General features: G+C 71.2%; 18 protein-coding genes and 1 pseudogene. 2 read left to right on the top strand and 17 right to left on the bottom strand.

Annotation, left to right across the window (positions count from 1 at the left end; all coding sequences use genetic code 11):
* Positions 1 to 699: 699 nt before the first annotated feature.
* The 13 genes and pseudogenes from UA75_RS34285 to UA75_RS01500 all read right to left on the bottom strand — a co-directional run.
* Positions 700 to 1,848, bottom strand: a pseudogene (locus UA75_RS34285) (PrsW family intramembrane metalloprotease); the annotation flags it as partial.
* 115 nt (positions 1,849 to 1,963) lie between these two features.
* Positions 1,964 to 2,434 (bottom strand): hypothetical protein, encoded by a 471-nt coding sequence (locus UA75_RS01555; protein WP_157433935.1) that lies wholly within the window; start codon positions 2,432 to 2,434, stop codon positions 1,964 to 1,966.
* A gap of 1,345 nt (positions 2,435 to 3,779) precedes the next feature.
* Positions 3,780 to 5,168, bottom strand: coding sequence for a DUF6779 domain-containing protein (locus tag UA75_RS34865; protein WP_075738225.1), 1,389 nt, complete (start codon positions 5,166 to 5,168; stop codon positions 3,780 to 3,782).
* A 412-nt stretch (positions 5,169 to 5,580) separates the two neighbouring features.
* On the bottom strand, positions 5,581 to 6,066 hold the full coding sequence (locus UA75_RS01545; protein WP_075738223.1) for a DUF3180 domain-containing protein: 486 nt from the start codon (positions 6,064 to 6,066) through the stop codon (positions 5,581 to 5,583).
* Between the two features lie 36 nt (positions 6,067 to 6,102).
* Entirely contained in the window at positions 6,103 to 6,603 is a 501-nt protein-coding gene (gene folK, locus UA75_RS01540; RefSeq protein WP_075738221.1) for a 2-amino-4-hydroxy-6-hydroxymethyldihydropteridine diphosphokinase, read from the bottom strand.
* On the bottom strand, positions 6,603 to 6,986 hold the full coding sequence (folB, locus tag UA75_RS01535) for a dihydroneopterin aldolase (protein WP_075738219.1): 384 nt from the start codon (positions 6,984 to 6,986) through the stop codon (positions 6,603 to 6,605). Before folB ends, folK begins: the two co-directional genes overlap by 1 nt.
* Complete coding sequence (folP, locus tag UA75_RS01530; protein ID WP_075743292.1) at positions 6,983 to 7,786, bottom strand: dihydropteroate synthase; 804 nt, start codon at positions 7,784 to 7,786, stop codon at positions 6,983 to 6,985. Before folP ends, folB begins: the two co-directional genes overlap by 4 nt.
* 41 nt (positions 7,787 to 7,827) lie before the next feature.
* Positions 7,828 to 8,457 carry a GTP cyclohydrolase I FolE gene (folE, locus tag UA75_RS01525; RefSeq protein WP_075743291.1) on the bottom strand — a complete coding sequence of 210 codons (630 nt, stop codon included), beginning with the start codon at positions 8,455 to 8,457 and terminating at the stop codon, positions 7,828 to 7,830.
* A 22-nt stretch (positions 8,458 to 8,479) separates the two neighbouring features.
* The gene (gene ftsH, locus UA75_RS01520; RefSeq protein WP_075738217.1) at positions 8,480 to 10,909 is read right to left on the bottom strand and encodes an ATP-dependent zinc metalloprotease FtsH; all 2,430 of its coding nucleotides are present in this window, start codon (positions 10,907 to 10,909) and stop codon (positions 8,480 to 8,482) included.
* A gap of 312 nt (positions 10,910 to 11,221) precedes the next feature.
* Positions 11,222 to 11,776 carry a hypoxanthine phosphoribosyltransferase gene (gene hpt, locus UA75_RS01515; protein ID WP_075738215.1) on the bottom strand — a complete coding sequence of 185 codons (555 nt, stop codon included), beginning with the start codon at positions 11,774 to 11,776 and terminating at the stop codon, positions 11,222 to 11,224.
* Between the two features lie 17 nt (positions 11,777 to 11,793).
* The gene (tilS, locus tag UA75_RS01510) at positions 11,794 to 12,954 is read right to left on the bottom strand and encodes a tRNA lysidine(34) synthetase TilS (RefSeq protein ID WP_083682848.1); all 1,161 of its coding nucleotides are present in this window, start codon (positions 12,952 to 12,954) and stop codon (positions 11,794 to 11,796) included.
* A gap of 55 nt (positions 12,955 to 13,009) precedes the next feature.
* Positions 13,010 to 13,195: a DUF397 domain-containing protein gene (locus tag UA75_RS01505; protein ID WP_075738213.1), complete on the bottom strand. Its 186-nt coding sequence runs from the start codon at positions 13,193 to 13,195 to the stop codon at positions 13,010 to 13,012.
* The gene (locus tag UA75_RS01500) at positions 13,192 to 14,061 is read right to left on the bottom strand and encodes a helix-turn-helix domain-containing protein (RefSeq protein ID WP_075738211.1); all 870 of its coding nucleotides are present in this window, start codon (positions 14,059 to 14,061) and stop codon (positions 13,192 to 13,194) included. Before UA75_RS01500 ends, UA75_RS01505 begins: the two co-directional genes overlap by 4 nt.
* A gap of 210 nt (positions 14,062 to 14,271) precedes the next feature.
* Between UA75_RS01500 and UA75_RS01495 the strand changes: the two genes are divergently transcribed.
* The gene (locus UA75_RS01495) at positions 14,272 to 14,565 is read left to right on the top strand and encodes a hypothetical protein (protein WP_075738209.1); all 294 of its coding nucleotides are present in this window, start codon (positions 14,272 to 14,274) and stop codon (positions 14,563 to 14,565) included.
* Positions 14,566 to 14,714: 149 nt separating this feature from the next.
* Here the strand turns inward: UA75_RS01495 and UA75_RS01490 are convergent, their stop codons facing one another.
* Together UA75_RS01490 and dacB are read right to left on the bottom strand one after the other, a co-directional pair.
* Positions 14,715 to 15,776, bottom strand: coding sequence for a zinc-dependent metalloprotease (locus UA75_RS01490; protein WP_075743289.1), 1,062 nt, complete (start codon positions 15,774 to 15,776; stop codon positions 14,715 to 14,717).
* 42 nt (positions 15,777 to 15,818) lie between these two features.
* Complete coding sequence (gene dacB, locus UA75_RS01485) at positions 15,819 to 17,825, bottom strand: D-alanyl-D-alanine carboxypeptidase/D-alanyl-D-alanine-endopeptidase (RefSeq protein WP_083690606.1); 2,007 nt, start codon at positions 17,823 to 17,825, stop codon at positions 15,819 to 15,821.
* Between the two features lie 677 nt (positions 17,826 to 18,502).
* Between dacB and UA75_RS01475 the strand changes: the two genes are divergently transcribed.
* On the top strand, positions 18,503 to 19,021 hold the full coding sequence (locus UA75_RS01475; protein ID WP_075738203.1) for an inorganic diphosphatase: 519 nt from the start codon (positions 18,503 to 18,505) through the stop codon (positions 19,019 to 19,021).
* Positions 19,022 to 19,114: 93 nt separating this feature from the next.
* Here UA75_RS01475 and UA75_RS01470 read toward each other — a convergent pair whose 3' ends face one another.
* Together UA75_RS01470 and UA75_RS01465 are read right to left on the bottom strand one after the other, a co-directional pair.
* The gene (locus UA75_RS01470; protein WP_075738201.1) at positions 19,115 to 20,917 is read right to left on the bottom strand and encodes an MDR family MFS transporter; all 1,803 of its coding nucleotides are present in this window, start codon (positions 20,915 to 20,917) and stop codon (positions 19,115 to 19,117) included.
* On the bottom strand, positions 20,917 to 21,459 hold the full coding sequence (locus UA75_RS01465) for a MarR family winged helix-turn-helix transcriptional regulator (protein WP_075738199.1): 543 nt from the start codon (positions 21,457 to 21,459) through the stop codon (positions 20,917 to 20,919). Before UA75_RS01465 ends, UA75_RS01470 begins: the two co-directional genes overlap by 1 nt.
* Between the last annotated feature and the right edge of the window lie 100 nt (positions 21,460 to 21,559).

Here is a 21,559-nt window from a genome sequence, read left to right as displayed (position 1 = left end):
GGTCGGTCAGGCCTCGGCGGACCGAGCGCCCGCCGGGTCGACCGGCTCCGCCGTCTCCGGCACGCGCGGCGCAGGCGTGGCGCCTGCGGTCTCCGTCGAGGCCGGGTCCGTGCCGAGTGGGTCCGCAAGCGGTGCGGTGTCCTCGGCGAGACCGGGTCCGGCGGGATCGAGTCGCTGGACGCCCGACACAACAGACTCCGGTCGAAGAGCGGCGAACCCCGGCCGACGCGGCTCGGGCGGTCGAGTGCGGCGGTCTAGCGCGGCAGGCCCGGAGTTCGTCGAGGTCGGCACGCACGTCCCGTCACCGTCCGGCTGCCCGGCGGGTGTCGCGATCGGCTCTCCGCCGACCTCGGTGCGAGCCGTTCCGCTTCGCTCCGGTATCGACGCTCCGCTTCGCTGCGGTGCCGACGCTCCGCTTCGCTGCGGTGCCGACGCTCCGCTTCGCTGCGGTACCGATACTCCGCTTCGCTGCGGTGCCGGCTGCGGCGGTATGGAGCGCGGCACAGACGGCGCCCCGGGGCCGGTGCCCCCCGGCCACGTCGCCTCGACGGGTCGCACCGGGACACGGGGCGCATCGGTCATCCGAGGTGTCGAGGCGGCGGATGCGGCGTGCTGCCTGGCGGCATCCCCGATCGGCCGGGTGACGGCGTACTCGACACGGCGACGTGGCCTGGCCAGTCTGCGGATGCCCGCGGCGTCCCGAGCGGCGACGTCCAGCGCCTCGGGGGATCGACGCGCGGCCTCCCTGGTGCGCAGGAGGTGGTCGACGGCATGCCCGAGTCGGGCGGCAGGCGCCTGCACCGGCCGTCCCCTGGCCCTCTGGTCTCGGAGGAAGGCCAGTTCCGTGACGGCCGCCTGATAGTCGGCCACGGCCTTGGCCGCCGCCTCCCCGGAGCGACGACGGACGGCCGCCCGCCACCCCTTTCGACCGGTCAGGCTGGCGAGCAGGCCGATCTCGCTGGCGGCGATCCAGCCTTCGGCGGCGAACCCGGGAAGCTGGGCGACCACGATCCGCTGCTCCCGACGACGCTGCCACAGCACCAGGGCGATGGTGGACAAAAAGATCGGCACCATCACCAGGAAGTAGACGTCGAGGAACACCCGGCCGCCGCCCAGCACCGCCGCGCCGTTCCAGAGGGCGTGCAGCAGGACCCCGACCAGATAGCCGATCAGCGGAGCCGCCGCACGCAGCCGCCTGCGCGTCGTGATCGCGGCGATGCCGAGGCCGATGCCGAACATGGCGCCGAACAGCGGGTGGGTGAACGGCGAGAGGACGCCGCGCAGCAGGAACACCGCGATGACTCCGCTGGTCGCGTCGCCGAAACCGCCTTGGACGAAGGCCAGCCCGAAGTAGGTGATGTTCTCGGTGAAGGCGAAGCCGACTCCGGTCATCCCGGCGTAGACGATGCCGTCCACGATCCCGTCGAACTCCTGTCGGCGGCGGAGGAAGACGCCGAGCACGAACAGTCCCTTGGCCGCCTCCTCGAACAACGGGGCCGAGACCAGGGCCGCGGCGACGTTGCCGCCGCCCGCGCCCAGCAGTGCCTCGCCGACCACCTGCGCGGTGTCGTTGATCAGCAACGCGGTGATGGTCGCTCCGCAGGCACCCCAGAGGAACGCCGTGCGGAGCAGCCTCGGCGGCTCCGGCTCCCAGCGATCCACCCAGAGGATGGTCGCGATCACCGGGCCGACCGGCAGCAGGGCGGCGGCCGCGCCCACCAGCATCGCCACCGCGCCCACGCGGGCATGCGTCACGCCGAGCAGCACCAGGCCGCACAGACCCAGCAGCGCCAGGCCGGTCACCGGCCAGACGAGGATTCGACGCCTGCCGCACTGCGAGCGCGTCAGCCGCTGTGACGTAGACGAGGATTCGCAGGTCACAGCTGGTAACTGTAGGAGCCGAACGACTTACTCGTGCGGTTCGAGAAGCGGGTGACAACCGGACGAGTGGAGTTCGCCGGGATCAGCGGTTCGCCCCTGTCGGCCGACCGCGACGCTCCGTCTCGACCACGAACAGCGTGTGTCGGAGTCGCCGAAGCAGGACGGCGGCTGCGACGGCGAAGACGATCACTGCGAGGAGGACGGCCAGCAGCCACCAGGAGGCCGCGTCGACCGTCAACCCGACGATCGAGCGGTACACGAAGTCGGCGGACAGGAAGATCGCGCCGATCACCACCAGCACGCACACCCCCGCCGACAGGCTCAGTCCCCAGCGACGGCCTCGCCAGACGGCGCCTGCCGCCGTCCCCAGCAGCGCGCCACCCGATGCAGGCACGACGGCCAGGAGACCGAAAAACAGCACTTCAGGCAGCGAGGCGACGGCCTCGTCAAGCCATAACCAGCACCAGACCACGATGGTGGCGGCCAGCACAGCCGCGGCGAGCCCGGCGAGCGTGAGGGCGGTGAGGCGCACCACGCGCGGCCGAACGGGCATCGCCGGTCCTGGCTGCCCGCCGTCGGATCGGAGATCGCCGGGCCGGGGTCTGCCGAGCCTGACCACGCCGGACTCGCCTCCGGTGCTCCGGAGTCCGTCGGTTCTCGGGAGCGGGTCCGGTCTGCGCGGCCCGCCGTGCAGACCGGACTCCACCCCGCCGGTCCGACCGCTTCGCGGCGCCGCCCCACCGGAGTGGGTCTTGCCTGCGTGGGTCTTGTGGGGCGGCGACTGGCCGGGGTGCGACCGGCACTGCCGCGCGTCATGCCCGGTACGAGTCTGCGGAACGGCGACTCCGGCCCGAGCAGGCGGGCAAGCTGCCAGGTCACCAGCCGATGCCGTCTCCCGCGCGGTCTGCGACCGCCGCCCGACCACCGCCGCATGGGCCGGACCGTTCGCCCTGTCGGGGGGCGGTGAGTCCGCGCCTGCCCGAGGTGGCAGGCCGCCCGCATCGGCCCCCGGTGGCGACCCGGTCACCTCCGACGATGGCGAGCAGGCGGCGATCGAGCCCGGTTCCGACATCGGCCCTCCCCGTGACGCCTCGGGCGACGTCGCCCGGCACCGGTACGGACGGACCGCCGTGCCGAGCGCGGCCCGCTCTCCAGTATCGAGCGGGTCCGACGCCTCGGCGGCGATCACCACCGATCGCCGAGCGAAACAGCCCGATCGGCCGTGACGACCACCGACCGTGGCCGCGAGGAGCCGGGACTCGTCACCGACTTGGCGGTGGAGGCCGGGCACGTCGACGGCCCGGCATCGGCCCGAGTCCGGCGTCGACCGGCAGCGCGCACCGCAGCCGAGGCGGCGGATCTTCAGTCCAGGAATCTCACTGCCGGGCGGGCGCAGGACGCTCGTCAGGCATCAGCGGGGTGCTCGGCGGCTCCCCCGAGGATCACCACCGGACCCGCACGCAGCCATCCCACCGGGGCCGCCTGTTGTCCCGGCACCACCCCGGCAGCGCGACGCACGTCATGACGAGCAGCACCAGCCCTCCAGGCAGGCGGACCGCCGCAGGCCGGTCATCGGCCTGCCCCGGCCGACGCAGGCGCAGCGCCGCACCGATCAGCCCTCGCCATCGGCACAGCCCCGCCACAGAGCTGAGGAGGGACTCGACGGAGAGGCACGAGCAGGCAGCTAGACCCGCGCGCCGGACGACCGGCGAAGGACTACTCCCCGATGACCGGGCACGACAGTCGCGGCTGCCCCAGTGCAGCCGCACCAGCGCAGCGACGACGCTGCCGGTGTGACGTGTTCCGACCGGTCGGCGGTGGCCGAGGTGGCGCCCGACGGCAGAGTCGTCGCGACAGAGCAGTGCACGGTCTGCGTCGACCGCGGCGCGACGTGGTCCCTAGTCGGCGCGGCGCCGATGTCGACGCGGCTGTTCCTCGCCGTACGCCGCCAACAGCTCGCTCACCGATCGACCGGAGGCGTGGGCGCCTGCGTCGTCATCGGCATCGGGAGCTGCCCGCCTGCTGCGAGCCGCCCGACGACCGGTGGGGGCAGGCTCCACCTCCACCTCGGGTTCGGGCTGCCAGCCGCCGACCTCGGTGAGGGCGCTCTCCTCGTCCAGTACCTCGGGCGGCGGCGCCGGGACCGGCGGCGGGCCGGACGTACGGCGGGGCGGCCTGCTGATCTGGCGAGTCGGCTCCTCGCGGGCGGGCCGCTTCGCGGGGCCGCCCCGCGCGGCGGGCCGACCGGACGCTTCCCGCGGCGGCGGCGGTGGCGGCTGCGGGCCGCGCCGGGCGGCCGGCGGCGGCTGAGAACGCGACGGTGCGTCTCGCCCCGGAGCCGGCGCCGGGGGCTTCCTTGCCGGTGCGGGCGGCGGATCTCGGCGTTCGGGCCTGGGCGGCGCGACGGGCTCGGCGTCGATGGTCATCCTCGTCGGGCGGGAATTCGGCTCCTCCGACACCTCGGGGGGTCGGGGCGGGTTCGACCTCGGCTGGGGCGGTACCTGCGCCGGTGTCCGCTGCGACGGACGCCGGGTGGCCTGACGTCCGGAGTCCTCCCGATGCGGTGCACCGGCGCCCGCTCGCCACTGTTCGACGGGATGCGCGCGTTCGGCGCGGCCCGGCCTGCCGCGCGCGGCCTGCCCGGCGCCACGGCCGTCCCCGGATCTGATCTCCGCGACGGAGCCGTCCACGGTCACCAGCGCGTCGATGATCTGCGTCTCCTCCGCCGAGACGACCGAGGACGAACTGGAGGTGGTGATGCTGCGGATCTCCTCGTCGTGGGCGGCGATGACCCGCGACTGATCCGACAACGACCGCAGCCGCGTCGACTCCGCGCGCAGCGCGACGCGTTCGACGAGTACGTCACCGCCGAGCAGGGCCTCCAGGTTCTCGCGCAGGGTACGAAGTTCGGTGCGCAGGGCGTCGAGTTCCTGCCTGGACTCGTCCCGTACCTCGTCCTCGACCTGACGGCGGGTCTCCGCCTCCACCTCGAGTTCGTACTCGCGGCGTGCGGAGATCTCCCGTTCCAGTTCGAGCTCGTAGATCTGCTGAAGCCGATCGGCCTCGCCCGTGCGGGCGTTGGCGTCCTTGCGATAGCGGGCGGCGGCGAAGGCACCCAGCAGGGCGGTCCACAGTGCGGCCAGCAGACCGAGTCGCAGCAGGCGCTCGTCGTCGCCGAGGATCAGGACCACCGTGGCGATGAGCGCGAGACCCGCTCCGAGCGCCCAGATCATGGTTCCTCGGCCGATGCGACGGCGCTCGCCATCCGTATCCGACAAGCCGACCATGGCCCATACGGTACCCGTCGGTTATCTGAGCGAGACCTCCTCGCCAGGGCTCATCGTCACCACCCCACCCCACCAGCGCGGAACGCAGGCGTGGCGCGGTCGGTGACCGCAGAGTCCGATGTGGATGGCGCCGACGAGGCGCCTCGACCCGACGACGATCCCGATGCTCATCGCCTTCGACGCTCACCGTCGATCCCTCGGATCGCAGGCCTCGGCGGCCCACGGTCGACCGCACAGCCAGGCTCGAGAGACTCGAGAGAACCGAGGCCGCCGACCACCACGAGCGAGCAGCCGTCCCCCTGCGGCACCACGACGTCCCCCTGCGGCACCACGACGTCGGCGTGGGACGACGCGGCGCACGGCAGTACGAAGGCAGGCAGGCGGCGGGCCCGACCAGCGGGAGATGCCGACGCTAGCCGTTCTTCCGGTCGTCTCCCCAGTCGTCCCTTGGATCGTCGTCGGAGTCCTGGGGCGTCCGACAGCAGTACTCGAGCCACAGACCCGCCCCGACCGCCGCCGCAGCCGAGACCGCACCCACCATCGCCGCCTGCATGTCGGCGCCTGCGGCGACCACGAAGCCCACCCGTGGTACGAGATACCCCACGACGCCCAACCAGGCGCCCAGCACGGCCGCGCCCGCCACCGAGGTCGCCTTGGCCAGGGCCACCGCACGCGCCGCCAGCAGAGCGTCCACCGGCGGGGCGTCCCGGCGGCGCCCGATCCGCGCCCGCAGCGAGAAGCCGAACGCCGTCTCGACGGCGGCGAGCACCAGCAGCGGGCTGCCCGCCAACAGCGGCAGGGGCGGCCAAGACCCGTACGAGACCTGCACGATCAGGTTGATCAGCAGCCCCACGATGATCGTGGTCGCCGCGAGATCACGCATCCGGGTGAACTTCATCCGCGCCCCCTTCGCATCGCCGTCCGCTCCTCGGGCTCACAGCACTTCCGACGCACCGGGCAGCCCCGCCTCGACGCGACGCACCCCGGAGGTGTCCAGCTTCGTCAGCAGCGCCGTGATCGGCCCCCGTCCCGGCAGCACCGCCGCAGGCTCCAGGTCATGCCACGGCACCAGAACGCTCGCCCGGTCCGCCGTGCCGGGATGCGGCAGCAGCAGCTCGGGGTCCTCGGAACGGACCCCGTCGACGGTCACCACGTCGACGTCCAGCGTGCGGGGCCCCCACCGGATTTCCCGAACCCGTCCCGCCTCGGACTCCAGCGCCTGCCCCCGGCGCAACCAGCCCCAGGCGTCGACGTCGGCATCCTCGACGATCAGCACCGCGTTGAGGAAGTCGGGCTGGTCCAGCACACCCCACGGCGCGGTCTCGTAGACCGGCGACACCGCCTGCACGGAGGCGCCGAAACCCGTCACCGCGAGCCGCAGCATGGCCAGGCGGTCGCCCAGATTGGAGCCGAGCGAGAGCACCGCGCGGCTCATCAGTCCGCCCGCCCCCGGCCCGCCCGCCGCGACCGACGCACGGTCACCGCGACGTCGGCGAAGTCCAGCGGGATCGGCGCCTCCGGCTTGTGCACCGTCACCTCGACGGCGTGCACACGCGCATCGGCGAGAACGGAGTCGGCGGCCTCGGTGGCGACCGTCTCGATCAGGTTCCTCGGCTCGCCGCCGACGATCTCGGCCACCCGCCGAGCGAGCAGGCCGTAGTCCACCGTGTCGATCACGTCGTCGGTCTGCGCGGCACGGGCGGTGTCGATCCACACCGTGACGTCCACGACGAACTCCTGGCCGTCCCGGCGTTCATGTTCGAAGACACCGTGCCTGCCGCGAACCCGCAGGCCCGTCAGAACGATCCGATCGGTCATCCTCTGCTCCCCTCGGTCCACGCGGCGGCCACCTTCACCGCGTCCAGGGAGTTGACCACGTCGTGCACCCGAACGCCCCAGGCCCCGGCTCGCGCCGACAGACCCGAGATCACCGCGCCTGCCACCTCGCGGCCGTCGGCGGGCCGAGGACGGCCTGCGTCGTCGGCCAGCACCGCGCCGAGGAACCGCTTGCGAGACGCACCGATCAGGATCGGCAGTCCCAGCGAGCGCAACTCGCCCAGCCCCCCGAGGAGCTGCCAGTTGTGCACGCCGGTCTTGGCGAATCCAAGACCGGGATCGAGTACCAGTGCCGACTCGGCGACGCCGGCGGCCACCGCAGCGTCCACTCTGGCGGACAGCTCCCGGCGCACCTCCACCACGACGTCGTCGTAGACGGCCAGTTCCTGCATCTGCCTGCTGTGGCCACGCCAGTGCATCAGGACCCAGGGCACGTCGGCGTCGGCGACCACCTTGGCCATCCGATCGTCCGCCAGACCGCCCGACACGTCGTTCACCAGGATCGCGCCCGCCGCCACCGCGGCCTCTGCCACGGCGGATCGGGTCGTGTCGATGCTCACCGGCACCCCTGCCGCCACCAGCTCCGCGATGACGGGGACCACCCGATCTCGTTCCACGTCGGCAGGCACTCGATCGGCGCCGGGCCGAGTGGACTCGCCGCCGACGTCGACCAGATCGGCGCCCGCGTGGAACATCGTGATGCCGTGCGCCACCGCCTCGTCCCGGTCCAGGTATCGGCCTCCGTCGGAGAACGAGTCGGGGGTCACGTTGAGCACGCCCATCACCGTGCAGCGACCGGGGTCGGGCAGCAGCCGGTGCACGCCTAATGCCTCCGAATCAGATCGAGGGCCTCGGCACGCGAGGACGGCGAGGAGCGCAACAGGCCCCGGACGGCCGAGGTCGTCGTCCGCGCGCCGGGCTTGCGCACTCCGCGCATCGACATGCAGAGATGCTCCGCCTCCATCACCACGATGACGCCTCGGGGATTGAGCTTGCGCACCAGCGCGTCCGCCACCTGTGAGGTGAGCCGTTCCTGCACCTGCGGTCGCCTGGCGTACAGGTCGACCACCCGCGCCAGCTTGGACAGCCCGGTGACCCGGCCCTCCGTGTTCGGGATGTACCCGACGTGCGCGGAGCCGTGGAACGGCAGCAGGTGGTGCTCGCAGTAGCTGTAGACGGGGATGTCGGTGACGAGCACCAGCTCGTCGTGCCCCTCGTCGAAGGTCTTGTCCAGCACCGCGTCGGGATCGGTGAACAGGCCCGCGAACATCTCCTGGTATGCCCTGGCGACCCGAGCGGGCGTCTCCTGCAACCCCTCGCGGTCCGGGTCCTCGCCACAGGCCAGGAGCAGTTCGCGGACCGCCGCCTCGGCCCGCGTCCGGTCGAACGCGGGCCGAGCTGACGAGTCGGACGCCTGACCGACCGTGTCGTACTCGCTGATCAGGTCGGTCATCGCATCCTCCGCATCGGCGGGGTCAGCGACCACCACCGTCTCCCCGGTCCTCGTCGTCGGCGGGCGGCCTGGCGTTGAGATCGTCCCGGCTGATCCGTTCCGTTCCGTCGGGACCGCTGCTCGGGGCCGACTCGTCCCGACGCTCCCAGGCGGGTCCGGACTGGCGCTCCCAGGACGGCGTCCATGAGCTCGGCGGGCCGGACGGCGAGGTCGCGGGCGTCCATCCGGGCGGTGCACCGTAGTTCGGCGGGCCGGAACCGACGCTGTTGGAGCTGCCGTTGTGGTTCATCTCCTGCGCACCCGCACCCGAGGGAACCGGGTGCTGCCGAGTGGCCGGGTCCGGCTCCGGCTCGCCGGGGTAGGCCCGAGGCGGCTCCGCGTCGTGCGGGGGCAGTCCCTCACGCGGGGAGTGCCCGTCGCCGGGCAGCCTGCCCTCCGGGTGCGATCCGGGCGGACCGCCGGGCAGGTCGCCACCACCCGCGGCCGAGCCGACCGGGGTCGGCGCCTCCTCGACCAGCGGCGGCCACGGCTCGCCGCGCTCTTTCGCCAGCTCCGCAGGGCTCTTGATCGGCGGCTTGTCGGACGGCGTCCGGCCGCCGAAGTCGTTGAAGGCGGTGATCCTCGGCCGCTTCTCCACGCCCGCGAAGATCCGCTCCAGGTCACGGCGCTGGAGGGTCTCCTTGTCGAGCAGCTCCCGCACCAGGTCGTCCAAGACGTCCCGGTAGGTCCGCAGGATCTCCCACGCCTCGGTGTGCGCGGCCTCGATGAGCGCGCGCACCTCCTTGTCGATCTCGTGCGCGGCTTCCAGCGAGTAGTTGGGCTGGCTGCCCATCGACCGACCGAGGAACGGGTCGCCCTCGTCCTTGCCGTACTTGACCGCACCGAGGCGGGCGCTCATGCCGTACTCGGTGACCATCGCCCTGGCGATCTTCGTCGCCTGGTCGATGTCCGAGGACGCGCCGGTGGTCGGCTCGTGGAAGACCAGCTCCTCGGCCGAGCGTCCGCCGAGGGCGAACACCAGCCTGCCGATCATCTCCGAGCGGGTCATCAGCTCCTTGTCGTCCTCCGGGACGACGAGGGCATGACCGCCGGTACGGCCCCGGGGCAGGATCGTCAGCTTGTAGACCGGCTCCAGGTCGGGCATCGCCCAGGCCGCGAGCGCGTGACCGCCCTCGTGGTACGCGACGAGCTTCTTCTCCTTCTCGGAGACGACTCGGCTGCGACGCGCGGGGCCGCCGATGACGCGGTCGACCGACTCCTCGAGCGACGCCCCGTTGATGAGCTGCCCGTTCTGCCGGGCGGTCAGCAGCGCGGCCTCGTTGATCACGTTCGCCAGGTCCGCGCCCGACATCCCGACCGTCCGCTTGGCCAGCGAGACCAGGTCGACGTCGGAGTCAAGGGGCTTGCCCTTCGAATGAACCTGGAGGATCGCCTTTCGGCCCGCCATGTCCGGCGCCGCGACCGGGATCTGTCGGTCGAACCGGCCGGGACGCAGCAGTGCCGGGTCGAGGATGTCCGGCCGGTTGGTGGCCGCGATCAGGATGATGCCGCCGCGCGAGTCGAAACCGTCCATCTCGACCAGCAGCTGATTCAGCGTCTGCTCACGCTCGTCGTGCCCGCCACCGAGGCCCGCGCCGCGCTGCCTGCCCACCGCGTCGATCTCGTCGACGAAGATGATGCAGGGCGCGTTCTGCTTGGCCTGTTCGAACAGGTCACGGACTCGCGAGGCGCCGACGCCGACGAACATCTCGACGAAGTCGGAACCGGAGATGGAATAGAACGGCACGCCCGCCTCGCCTGCGACGGCGCGGGCGAGCAGCGTCTTTCCGGTGCCGGGCGGGCCGTAGAGCAGCACGCCCTTGGGGATCTTCGCGCCGAGGGCCTGGTATCGGCCCGGCGACTGGAGGAAGTCCTTGATCTCGTACAGCTCGTCGACGGCCTCCTGCGCACCGGCCACGTCGGAGAAGCTGGTCTGCGGCATGTCCTTGTTGAGCTGCTTGGCCTTGGACTTGCCGAAGTTCATGACCCGGTTGCCGCCGCCCTGGGAGTTGTTCATCATCCACATGAGCAGCAGCAGGAGCAGGCCGAGCGGGATCAGGTAGATCAGGACCTGGAAGAGCAGCGAGTCCTGGGTGACCGTGGTGTCCCAGTCATCGGGAATGTCGGCGTCGATGAGCGCCTGAGTGAAGTCATCGGTGGCCTGGGCCGGGAACTGGCTGATGAGCTGGGTGTTCCCGTTGAGCGGGTTCTCCAGCGTCAACCGGAGCTGCTGCTCACGGTCCTCCAGCACGGCCTCGCGGACATTGCCGCTGGTGATCTGTTCCAGAGCCGTGGACGTCGTCACCTGCTCGTAACCACGGGTGTCGTCGAACAGGGCGCTGAGCCCCAGCCACAGCAGCAGGACTGCCATGATCCAGAGCAGCGGATTACGGAGCAGGCGCTTACGGTCCATTCGGCTACGGCCGCCTTTCGGCCTCGACCCTCCATCAGACGCATGGGGTGGGCAACCCGCCGACGTGACGGGGACCCCGTTCCGACCAGCGTACCGCCCGGCGCCTCATCAACTGCGTCGAGCGGTGGGGAGGCCGGCAGAGCCGACACCCCCCGAACACTGCTCACTCACGGTGGCTCAACGCAGGGCGGCCGGAGAAGTTCCCGACGTCCACCGGATGAGCGCTTCACGTCACATCCGGGGGACGTCGAAGGCGAGCCGCCAGGCGGCCACGACACGCCTGTGCCGAGCCCACCACCGGCGGCAGACCGCTCAGCCGGAGTAGACCCGAGGCTCCAGCGTGCCCACGTAGGGCAGGTCCCGGTAGCGCTCGGCGTAGTCCAGGCCGTAGCCGACGACGAACTCGTTGGGGATGTCGTAGCCGACGAAGCGCACGGGGACGTCCACCTGGACCGCGTCCGGCTTGCGCAGCAGCGTGCACACCTCCAACGACCGAGGCGACCGGGACGCGAGGTTCTTCAACAGCCAGGACAGCGTGAGGCCCGAGTCGATGATGTCCTCGACGATGAGCACGTCCCGACCGGTGATGTCGCGGTCGAGGTCCTTGAGGATGCGCACGACGCCGGAGGACGAGGTGCCGGAGCCGTAGGAGCTGACGGCCATGAACTCGAGCTGGGTGGGGATCGGCAGGGCGCGAGCCAGGTCGGTCATGAACATCACCGCGCCCTTGAGGACGCCGACCAGCAGGAGGTCGGAGGACCCGTCCTCCCGCTGGTACTCGGCGGCCAACTCGGCGGCCAGCTCGGTGACCTTCTCCTGGATCTGCTGTTCGGTGATCAGCACGGAAGCGATGTCGCCGTCGTACACGGCTCGGCTTCCCCTCTCTACTCAAGCGGTGCGGCACTCGGGCCGTGCGGTTCGGCCGGAGGCGGAAGCCGATCGCCGCCGTGACGTCGATCCGGCGTCCGGAGGGCAAGCCTGCCATGCGCTCGCGCGGCCACCAACCCGCCGGGCAGCCACACACCGCCCTGGCCGCGCCACCGGGAGACCAGCTCGTCGACCGCGCGCAGCTGCCCGGCGGACAGGTCGCGGACACCCAGACCTCGGAGCCAGGACCGGAGCACCCTCGTCCGGACGGCGGCGGGCAGCGGATCCAGCGAGTCGACCGTCAGCCAATCGACGTGACACTCGTCACGCGCCTGCGTCAGCGCACGTTCGGCCCAGTCGTCCAGCGCGGCGAGGTCGTCCCGCACCTGCTCGGCGGTCCTGGCGAGCGCGCCTGCCACTCCGCCATGAAGGACCTCCTCCAGCAGGGGCAGCACCTCGTGGCGCAGCCGGACCCGCGTGAACCGCGCCTCGGTGTTGTGCGGGTCCTCCCAGGGCCGGACGCCCAGATCCGCGCAGGCGGCCAGGGTGGTCGCGCGGGCGCAGTCCAGCAGCGGACGGGCCCACGGAGGGTCCAGCGGGCGCATGCCTGCGATGGAGCGCGGGCCGGAGCCCCGCCCGAGCCCGAGGAGCACCGTCTCGGCCTGGTCGTCCCGGGTATGACCGAGCAGGACGAGTTGATCGGGGTGGGTGCGCGCCTCGCTCAGCGCCGCATAGCGCGCCCGCCGGGCGGCGGCCTCCGGCCCGCCCGCACCGGAGACTGTGACGTCGAGCACGCTGACCTCCGCGCAGCCGAGGGCGGCGAGCTGCTCGGCCGCGGTCGCGGCCACCGAGGCCGAGTCCGGCTGGAGCCGGTGATCGACCACGAGCCCGTGCACGGCGAGGCCGAACCGCCGGGCGGCCTGGACCGTCGCCCCCGCCAGCGCGAGCGAGTCCGCCCCGCCGGAGCAGGCGACGCCGAGCACGCCTGCCAGCCGGGCCTGCTCGGGAGCCCGGTCGAGCAGCCTGCGCACGGCGGCCCGGACCTCGTCGAGCGCCGCGCCGGGCCGGGGCGGCCCGGCGGAGCCTGCGGCAGCCGGGTCCGGCGTCGCGGCGGCCGGGCCTGACTCCACGGCGGCAGCCTGCGGCGAGTCGGTCGGCTCGGGCGTGCCTGCGGTCATGTCTGGTGACTATCCCTGCGGTCGCGACGGGTCGGGACATCGGCCGTGCACATCCTCAGCCTCGCTTCAACCGAGACAGGAAGGCACCCCACTCCCCTCGCCCGAACGCGAACACCGCACCAGACCGATTCTTGGAGTCCCGGACTAACACCCGGTCACTCCGCCGACGAACCTCTACGCAGTTGTTACTCGCACCCGAGCTGCGCGTGCTGGTGAACCAGCCGGTGTCAGCGCCTCTCATCCCCGCTCCTTCAAGTTCGCGATGATCAGTTCTCTGGATTTCACGCGGTCATACGCCAGCGTCGCGAGTCGCTCGAACGCACGGCTCATCGCCGAGGTGTCGGCCGAGTCGTCGTAGTAAGTACACGGCCCGTACACGGTGGATGTGAAGCCGATGGTGGGCACCAGGCCCGTGAACTCCAACACGATCATGCCGCCGCCGAATGCCGGATTCGCCGGACAGTGATCCGGCAGCACCCTGATGTCGAGTCCTTGATGCTGTTCCAACAGGTGCAACAGGTGAATCAGCTGCCCAGGAAGCACCGCAGGGCTCGAGACCTCCCGAGCGAGAGCGTCCTCGGTGACGATGAAGTTCAATTTCTTCTCACTCGTAGCGTGCAGCACACGCCGCTGCTGCTCCAGCCGGAATTCGACCCGACGTTCGACCTCGGCAGGCGCCGACTCCCACCAGACGCCGTCGCAGTTCTCGATCACCGCACGGACATACTGGGCCGATTGCAGCAGGCCGGGAATGAACCCCACTTCATAAGAATGGATTGCCTCGGCGTCGGCTTCCAGATCCGAAATCCGCCCGAAGGACCCTGGCAGCAGGTCGGTGTAGGCCCGCCCACGTTGCCGTCGCCGTGTCTGAGCGCCCAGATCCAGCAGCGTCGTACGTTCAGTCGCATCGACGTTCAGGCCGTCGAGCAGTCGAGAGAGTTCCGGTATGGCGAGCGACCCCTTCCCCGTCTCGACCTGACTGATGCGGTTGACGCTCTTGCCGACCAGCTTCGCCAGGTCGAGCTGCGTCAGGCCGCTCGCCTCGCGGAGCCGCTTGACGGCCAGCCCTAGTTGCCGCCGCTCCACCGTCGTCTTCGCGATACCCACTGCCCGATCTCCCCGCCTAGACGAATTCGGCACCGACCCAACCCGACAGCCTCCGCATTGGCGAAAGACTTCACTCGATCAGGTCCACCTTAAGGCGAGAATCTCGCCTTAAGGCTGCCAAGTGGGCAACATATCCCCACAAGGCGTCCTGGCAGCACCGTGACAGGCGGTGCTCGCAGGACGTAATCGACGATCATGAGGAGAACAGCCATGACCGATCGCGAACCGACCTACGTGACCGCCAGGGCCATGATCTCCGAGGGATTCGACATGGAGACCTGCACCAGCGAAGTGGCAGGCAAGGTCTACGTCTCGCTGTCCAACAGCGCATGGCTCGATCTGGAGTTCACCGAGGAGGCCTTCCTGCACTTCGTCGGCCTGCTCCGGCCGCTCGTGGAGGAGACCCTGTCGAATCGAGCACGACGCCGCGTCGGCACCGACGATGCGGCCGCGCCCGCACCGACCGGCGTCACCCAGAGCGGCACGACCCGAGGAACGACCTGATCGGCGGTCGGAATGGCCGGGGCGGACGCGTCGACAGGACCGGGGCGATCAGTGGCCCGACCGGCCCGACCGTCGACGACGTCGGCCCGCGAGTCCGCCCTCGCCGGTATCCGCTCGACGGCCGTATCGCGCGCACGGACGGCTCGGCGTCAGCCGTGCACCCGGTCCAGCCAGGTCCTCGGCTCGCTGATCTCGGCCCGGCTCGGCAGCGTCTCCGGTGAGCGCCACACCTCGTTGAAGCCCGCCATGCCGACCTCGTCAACGACGTGCCGGGTGAACTGGGCGCCGTCGGCATACTGCCGGACCTTCGCGTCCACGCCGAGCGCGACGCGCAGCACCCGGTCGAGCAGTCCGCCGCCCCGGCGCCGGGCCGTGAACCTCGTTCGGATCTTGGCCACCGACGGCACGACCGCCGGTCCGGCGGCGTCCATGACGTGATCGGCGTGGCCCTCCAGCAGGGTGGAGAGGGCGATCAGCCGGTCCAGGCGAACGCGCTGGTCGGGAGACTGCAGAAGCTCCATCAGCGTCACGGGTTCGCCGTCGGCTCCTCGGCGCCGGGCCGATCGGATCAACTCGGGCAGTCGGGTCACGACCTGCGAGACGGTGTCGTCCATCGAACCGAGCAGTCCGCCCACCTCGGCGGCGAAGTGCGTACGCAGCCAGGGCACCGAGGTGAACTGCAGGCGATGCGTCGCCTCGTGCAGGCAGACCCACATCTCGAAGTCCTCGGCGGAGACGTTGAGCGCCTGCCGGGCGGCCACGACGTTCGGGGCCACCAGCAGCAGCCTGCCGGTCCCGTCCGCACCGCCGAACGGGTCGTACTGCCCGAGCACCCTGCTGCCGAGGTAGGCCAGCACCATGCCGGTCTGCACGCCCGCCGTGCCTGCTGCGACGCCCGCGAGCACCCCGGCCGAGTCGTCCGCCGGCATCGCGTCGTCCATGAGCGCGGCGAGACCGACCACGGCGGCCTGGGCCCAGCCCGGCCGGTCGACGACCTCGCCGCTGCGCAGCGGCAGTCCGGCACCGAGACCGGTGACGTCCCGGACGTGCGCCTCGGCGCTGACGCTGAAATCGCGCAGTCTGGCCACCGTGGCCTCGGCCTCGGGCAGCGGCAGCACCGGCCCCGGTCGCATCAGACGCTGAGCGGTCGACGCCGCCACGCCCCACGCGACCGGAACCCGGTCGATCCCTGCTTCCAGCTCCCGCACCATCGACTCGGCCTTCACGGTGCCGACGCTACCGAACGATCGCACTCATCGACATCCGCACTCACGCAGCGCCGTGGCGACCGCGTCGAGTGCCGGGCGACCCTCCAGCACGCTCGTCCCGCTGGAGAGCAGGGCGAAGACCAGTAGCTTTCCCTCTTGATCTGTCACCACTCCGGCCAGGGTGTTCACGCTGCTCAGCGTGCCCGTCTTGGCCTGCACCCAGCCTCGGCCCGCCGCCGACCCGGTCTGATAGCGATCGGCGAGGGTGCCGCTGGCGCCAGCGACCGGCAGGCCGGTCAGCATCGGGCGCAGGGCAGCAGACCTGGCCTGGTCCGACTCGTCGATCGGATGAACAGTGACGGAGAGGATGTCGCCGAGCAGGTTCGGAGTGATCAGGTTGTCTCGGCTGAGACCGCTGGCGTCGAACAGGGAGAGCTGGGAGACGTCGAAGCCGTTCTCGCCGAGGACCGTGGTGATGGCCGCCGCCGCACCCTCGTACGTGGGCTCCTCGCCCTCGTGCAGGGCGAGTTCCCTGGCCAGCATCTCGGCCGCGACGTTGTCCGACACCAACATCATGGCCTCCACGAGGTCGACCAGCGGCGGGGACTGGACCTCCCCCAGCACGGCGGCCTCGGCTGCGGCGGGCTCCTCGGCCACCGAGACGGTCGCCCCACCCAGCTCGTCGGCCAGCGCCTGGCCTGCGGCACTGGCAGGCGTGCTGAGCCGCACGGACGGCTCGACCAGCGGATCGGACCGGCCGCCGTCCAGCATTAGCGGCTCGACGAAGCCGCCGTAGGTCGACGGCGCGTCCGAGTCGTCCCAGCCGGTGGCTCGGGCCGGACCGGAGTATCGGCTGACGTCCACCAGCACCTCGGTGATCGGCTCCCCGCCGGAGTTCTCCAGCACCTGAGCCGCCAGGTCGGCGATGCGAGCGGGCTCCGGAGAGTAGAGCGTGGTGGTGCCCTCCGGCGTCGCGGTCAGTGCGAAGTCGCCGCCGCCGACGAGGATCACCGTCCCCGGCTCGGCACCCGCGACGACGGTCGTGTCGAAGGTGTGGTCGGCGGGCAACGCCAGCAGGACCGCCGCCGAGGTGAGGATCTTCGTGGTCGACGCGGGGACGGCAGGCTCCGTGGGCGAGGCGGACCACAGGGACTGGCCGGAGGCCGGGTCGACCACGACACCGTGCAGCGTCCCGACCCCGGCCGCACCGACCACCGGAGCGAGCGCTGCGGAGAGGCCCTCCTCGGTGGGTCCTGCGGCCGCCGGGTCCACCCCGTGCAGCACGAGCTGTGGGGTGATCGGGGCGGGTGCGGGCGAGGTGGGCAGGACCGCGGGTCCACCGAGGCCGAAGATCCGGCCGACGGGATCGACGGTGAAGACCGAGGTCACCGCCAGCGCCACCACGGCGGTGGCCACCAGCGCGCCGACGAGCAGACCACGGCGTCGCCGTGGGGGCTCGTCCTCGTTCTCCGGCCCCGCAGGCGGGGAGTCAACTGGGGGCGAGCCGCCGGGAACACTCGTCGGAGGGCCGCCGAGGTCGTGCTGCGCGGAGTCGTCCGGCTCAGGCCGGACGGCAGGCTCCTCGGCAGGCTCGAACCGAGTGCCGTGCGAACGAGGCGAGGACTCCCCCGGCAGCTCGGTTCCCGGCTTGCGCAGCGCCACGGTGGTGGCCTGGCCCGCTGCGTCGGCAGGCTGGTCTCGCGGCACGGCGCTCTCGACGCCGAGGGTGCCTGCCATGCTGGTCTGTCCCGCGTTCCCCCGCTGCGGCGGCCGTGCCTGAGGCGGCGGGCCGAGCCGGGGTGCGGGTCCCCGATGCGGCGGCGGACGCTGTGGCGGTGCGGTCGGGGCGGGCCCAGGCCCGGCAGGCCGCTGCGGACCGTCCGGCCCTCGCTGCTGATGGTCCTGCGGACGGTGCTGGTAGTCCTGCGGACGGTGCGCAGCAGCCTGCGGCACGGGCGGCGGCCTGCGCGGTCCGGACCGCTGCTCGCCGGGCGGGGCGGGCCGCGTGCCGGGAGGACCGGCCGCGTCCGGCGTGGCGAGACTGCCGAACATCCGCTCCGGCTGTCCTGATCGACCCGCCTGATCCGGCTGACGACTGGAGCCTGCCGCGTCGGTCGACGCTCCCGTGCGGAGGGGAGCCTGTCGAGCAGCCTCCGGCCTGCTCGCGCTCGGCGCGGCCTCCGATGCGGCCCCGGGGGTCGAGGCAGGACGCGCCTGCGGAGGTCGTCCCGTACGCACCGAATCCTGCCGTACCTGCCCCGACTGGCCGGGCTGCCCCGACTGGCCGGGCTGGCCCGACTGACCAGGCTGGCCCGACTGACCTGGGCGCTGCCGGGCCTGGCCCGCCGGTGACGGCCGTCTCGTCTGACCATCAGTCGGCGCCTGCGGCTGCGGAGACGACCCCTCGCTTCTCGGCGAAGACGGCGGGTGCGATGCCCCGGCCTGCTCAGGCGCTCCCTGCGGCTCACTGCGCCGAGGTGTGGCTGGCCCGTGCTGCGGGGGGTGTCCGGATTCGGACACGCGACCTCCTATGACCGTCAGTCTGGTGTTGCCACGGCGAGTATGGGGATGGATTTCACATGCCCGACGAGGGCTCTCGATGCGACTCCGTCGGGTCTCGTCCTTCAGACTAAGGGCCTGGGGTGACCGCAGGCCCGACAACTGTGGATCACACGATGTCCATGCAACCCAGGTCGATGCAAGCCAGCGATGACATTGCGAGGAACCGAGTGGAGTTCGACGTCACCATCGAGATCCCCAAAGGGGCGCGGAACAAGTACGAGATGGACCACGAGACCGGACGGATCCGCCTCGATCGGACGCTCTTCACCGCGACTCAGTATCCCGCCGACTACGGCTTCGTCGAGCAGACGCTCGGCGAGGACGGCGACCCGCTCGACGCGATGGTCATCGTCCAGGAGCCGACGTTCCCCGGCTGCCTGATCCGATCCCGTGCCATCGGCATGTTCCGTATGCGGGATGAGAAGGGCGGCGACGACAAGGTGCTGTGCGTCCCCGCTGACGACCCCCGATCGGAGCACCTCCGCGACATCCATCATCTCGCGGAGTTCTACCGGATGGAGATCCAGCACTTCTTCACCGTCTACAAGGAGCTCGAGCCGGGCAAGAGCGTCGAAGGCGCCACCTGGGTGGGCCGGACCGAGGCGGAGCTGGAGATCAAACGCTCCTACCAGCGGGCGCTCGACACCGGCTACTACGAGGGCAAGCACGAGGCACCCAAGCTCTGACGCTGGCGAGCACGACGGCGGCCCCCGAAGGAACTCGGGGGCCGCCGTCGTAGCGCTGCTCGCCTGCAGGCGGGTGTCCCGCCGCCGAGTGCCTCAGCCCTCGGCTGCCCTGCCTCGGCCGCCGCCGCCCGCCGACGCCGACGCCCGCTCGCCCCGGCCGGCCCGGTCCGACCCCTCGCCCGTCTCGGCCGGCCCGGCCTCGCCATCGGCCTGTCTCGCGACGCGCTCGGCCTCGGCCCGCTCCGCCTGAATGCGCTGAATGCCCGACTGGTTGCCGAGTTCGACGTCCGGCACGAACCAGCTGAGCAGGAACGCGGCGAGCATCACCAGGCCGCCGACCAGGAAGACCGTGCTCATCGCGCTCGCGAACCCGTCGAGCACCGGGGCGGCCAGCCTCGGGTCGATGGTGCCCAGGAACGAGGTGTCGTTCAGGTCCAGCGCGGTCCCCCCGCCCTGGACGCTCTGAATGAACTCCTGATTCGCCGGATCGCTGAGCACCTGCGGGTCGCGCAGCGCAGCGTTGAACGCGGGATCGTTCACCGACGAGGTGAACGCGTCGGCGATCCGACTCGCCAGCACCGAGAACAGGATCGACAGGAAGATCGCCGTCCCCGCCGTACCGCCGGTCTGCCGGAAGAAGGTCACCGCCGCGGTCGCGGAACCGTTGTCCGCAGGCGGCGCGTCGTTCTGCACCAGCAGCGTCAAGGTCTGCATCGACAGCCCGAGGCCGACGCCGAAGAGGACCATCAGCGCGCCGAGCAGGACCAGCGAGGTGTCGGCGTCGATGGTGGCGAACAACAGCAGGGCCGTGGCCATCACTCCGGCGCCCAGCACCGGGAACATCTTGATCTTCCCCGTCCTGGCGATCAACCTGCCCACCACCAGCGTGGCGGTCATGATGCCGAAGGTCAGCGGCAGCATCAGCAGCCCGGCGTCGGTCGGCGACTGGCCCTTGACGATCTGGAGATACAACGGCAGCGAGACCATGCCGCCGAACATCCCGACGCCGACGACGAAGCTCAGCAGGTTGCCGAGTCGGAAGGTGCCGCTGCGGAACAGTCTCGGCGGCAGCAGCGCCTCGTCGCCCATCCGCCGTTCCACCAGCACGAACGCCACGATGCCGACGGCGCCGATCACGTACATGAGCAGCGAGATGCCCGCTCCCCAGCCCCATTCGCGGCCCTGCTCGGCCACGATCAGCAACGGCACCAGCGCGAGGACCAGCGCGGCGGCGCCCCAGTAGTCGATGCGATGGTCGACCCGGTTGTGCGGCAGGTTCAGCACCTTGGCCACCACCACCAGCGCGATGAGGGCGACCGGGACGTTCACCAGGAACACCCACCGCCAGCCCGCGATGCCCAACAGGCTCTCCTGACCGGCGAAGAAGCCGCCGACCACCGGGCCGAGAACGCTGGACACGCCGAAGACGGCGAGGATGTAGCCCTGGTAGCGCGCCCGCTGCCTCGGCGCGACCATGTCGGCGATGATCGTCATCGCAAGCGACATCAGACCGCCTGCACCGAGCCCCTGCACGGCGCGATACGCGGCCAGCTCGTAGATCGACTGCGCCAGGCCGCACAGCACCGAGCCGATGAGGAACAGCCCGATGGCGGTCAGGTAGAGCGGCTTACGCCCGTAGATGTCGGACAGCTTGCCGTAGAGCGGCGTCGTGATCGTCGCCGTGATCAGGTAAGCCGTGGTGGCCCAGGCCTGCGCCGTCTGTCCGTGCAGCTCGTCGGCGATCACGCGCATGGCCGAGGCGACGATGGTCTGATCGAGGGCGGCCAGGAACATGCCCATCATCAGCCCGGACAGCACGGTGAGAATCTGCCGGTGCGTGAGCCCCCCGTCACCGGACTTGGCGGCCTGCCCCGGCGGGGCGAGTGCCTCTGACATCAGGATTCCCCTTCATGACGAGCCTGGATGACGGACTCGACGTACGCGGGCAGCCGCGTCTCCAAGGTGTCCGCGAGTCGCGTCAACAGGCGAGCCAGCTCATGCCGGTCCCCCGACGGCCAGTCCGTGATCATCCGATCGAGAAGGTCCCGACGCACGGCACGGTGCAGCTCGAGCACCGACCGCCCCTGCTCCGTGATCGTCAAGAGACTGGCTCGGCCGTCCTCCGGATCGGCGCTGCGCTCGACCAGCCCAGCTTTCACCAGCGTGGCGACCTGCCTGCTGATGGTGGACGGATCGAGGAACAGCGCCTCGGCCACGGCACCCGATCGGCGCGGACCGCCCTCCAGATGAAAGAGGACCAGGTAGGTGGCCTTCTCCCAGCCGGGCGGCGCGCCGAACCGTCCGGTCTGCGCCAACACGCAGTTGGACATCCGGACCACGCGGGTGATGGCCTGCCCGACGACCTCCACCGCGTCGACTCCCGTCGAGTCGACCCCGGCGTCGGCAGCCCGCGGCACGGAGGCGGCAGCGGTGTCCATGGACTCTCCTGTTGCTTGCGTCATCCAACTAGTTGTATGACGCAAGCTTCCGCTCAGTAGAGTCGTGACTTCAACCGAATCAGGTATGACGCCGCTCTCA

Source organism: Actinoalloteichus sp. GBA129-24, assembly GCF_001941645.1.
Lineage (GTDB): Bacteria > Actinomycetota > Actinomycetes > Mycobacteriales > Pseudonocardiaceae > Actinoalloteichus_A > Actinoalloteichus_A fjordicus.
The sequence above is the reverse complement of the archived record's forward strand: the minus strand, read 5'-3'. Positions and strand labels throughout refer to the sequence as shown.

Excerpts from the sequence above, each read along its gene's own strand:
- folE (WP_075743291.1), bottom strand. The coding sequence starts at position 8,457 with ATGACCGACCTGATCAGCGAGTACGACACGGTCGGTCAGGCGTCCGAC.
- folB (WP_075738219.1), bottom strand. The coding sequence starts at position 6,986 with ATGACCGATCGGATCGTTCTGACGGGCCTGCGGGTTCGCGGCAGGCAC.
- folP (WP_075743292.1), bottom strand. The coding sequence starts at position 7,786 with ATGGGCGTGCTCAACGTGACCCCCGACTCGTTCTCCGACGGAGGCCGA.
- UA75_RS01555 (WP_157433935.1), bottom strand. The coding sequence starts at position 2,434 with ATGCCCGTTCGGCCGCGCGTGGTGCGCCTCACCGCCCTCACGCTCGCC.
- folK (WP_075738221.1), bottom strand. The coding sequence starts at position 6,603 with ATGAGCCGCGCGGTGCTCTCGCTCGGCTCCAATCTGGGCGACCGCCTG.
- UA75_RS01495 (WP_075738209.1), top strand. The coding sequence starts at position 14,272 with ATGACCGATCGCGAACCGACCTACGTGACCGCCAGGGCCATGATCTCC.
- ftsH (WP_075738217.1), bottom strand. The coding sequence starts at position 10,909 with ATGGACCGTAAGCGCCTGCTCCGTAATCCGCTGCTCTGGATCATGGCA.
- UA75_RS01545 (WP_075738223.1), bottom strand. The coding sequence starts at position 6,066 with ATGAAGTTCACCCGGATGCGTGATCTCGCGGCGACCACGATCATCGTG.
- UA75_RS01490 (WP_075743289.1), bottom strand. The coding sequence starts at position 15,776 with ATGGTGCGGGAGCTGGAAGCAGGGATCGACCGGGTTCCGGTCGCGTGG.
- UA75_RS01465 (WP_075738199.1), bottom strand. The coding sequence starts at position 21,459 with ATGGACACCGCTGCCGCCTCCGTGCCGCGGGCTGCCGACGCCGGGGTC.
- UA75_RS01470 (WP_075738201.1), bottom strand. The coding sequence starts at position 20,917 with ATGTCAGAGGCACTCGCCCCGCCGGGGCAGGCCGCCAAGTCCGGTGAC.
- UA75_RS01505 (WP_075738213.1), bottom strand. The coding sequence starts at position 13,195 with ATGAGAGGCGCTGACACCGGCTGGTTCACCAGCACGCGCAGCTCGGGT.
- dacB (WP_083690606.1), bottom strand. The coding sequence starts at position 17,825 with ATGTTCGGCAGTCTCGCCACGCCGGACGCGGCCGGTCCTCCCGGCACG.
- UA75_RS34865 (WP_075738225.1), bottom strand. The coding sequence starts at position 5,168 with ATGGTCGGCTTGTCGGATACGGATGGCGAGCGCCGTCGCATCGGCCGA.
- tilS (WP_083682848.1), bottom strand. The coding sequence starts at position 12,954 with ATGACCGCAGGCACGCCCGAGCCGACCGACTCGCCGCAGGCTGCCGCC.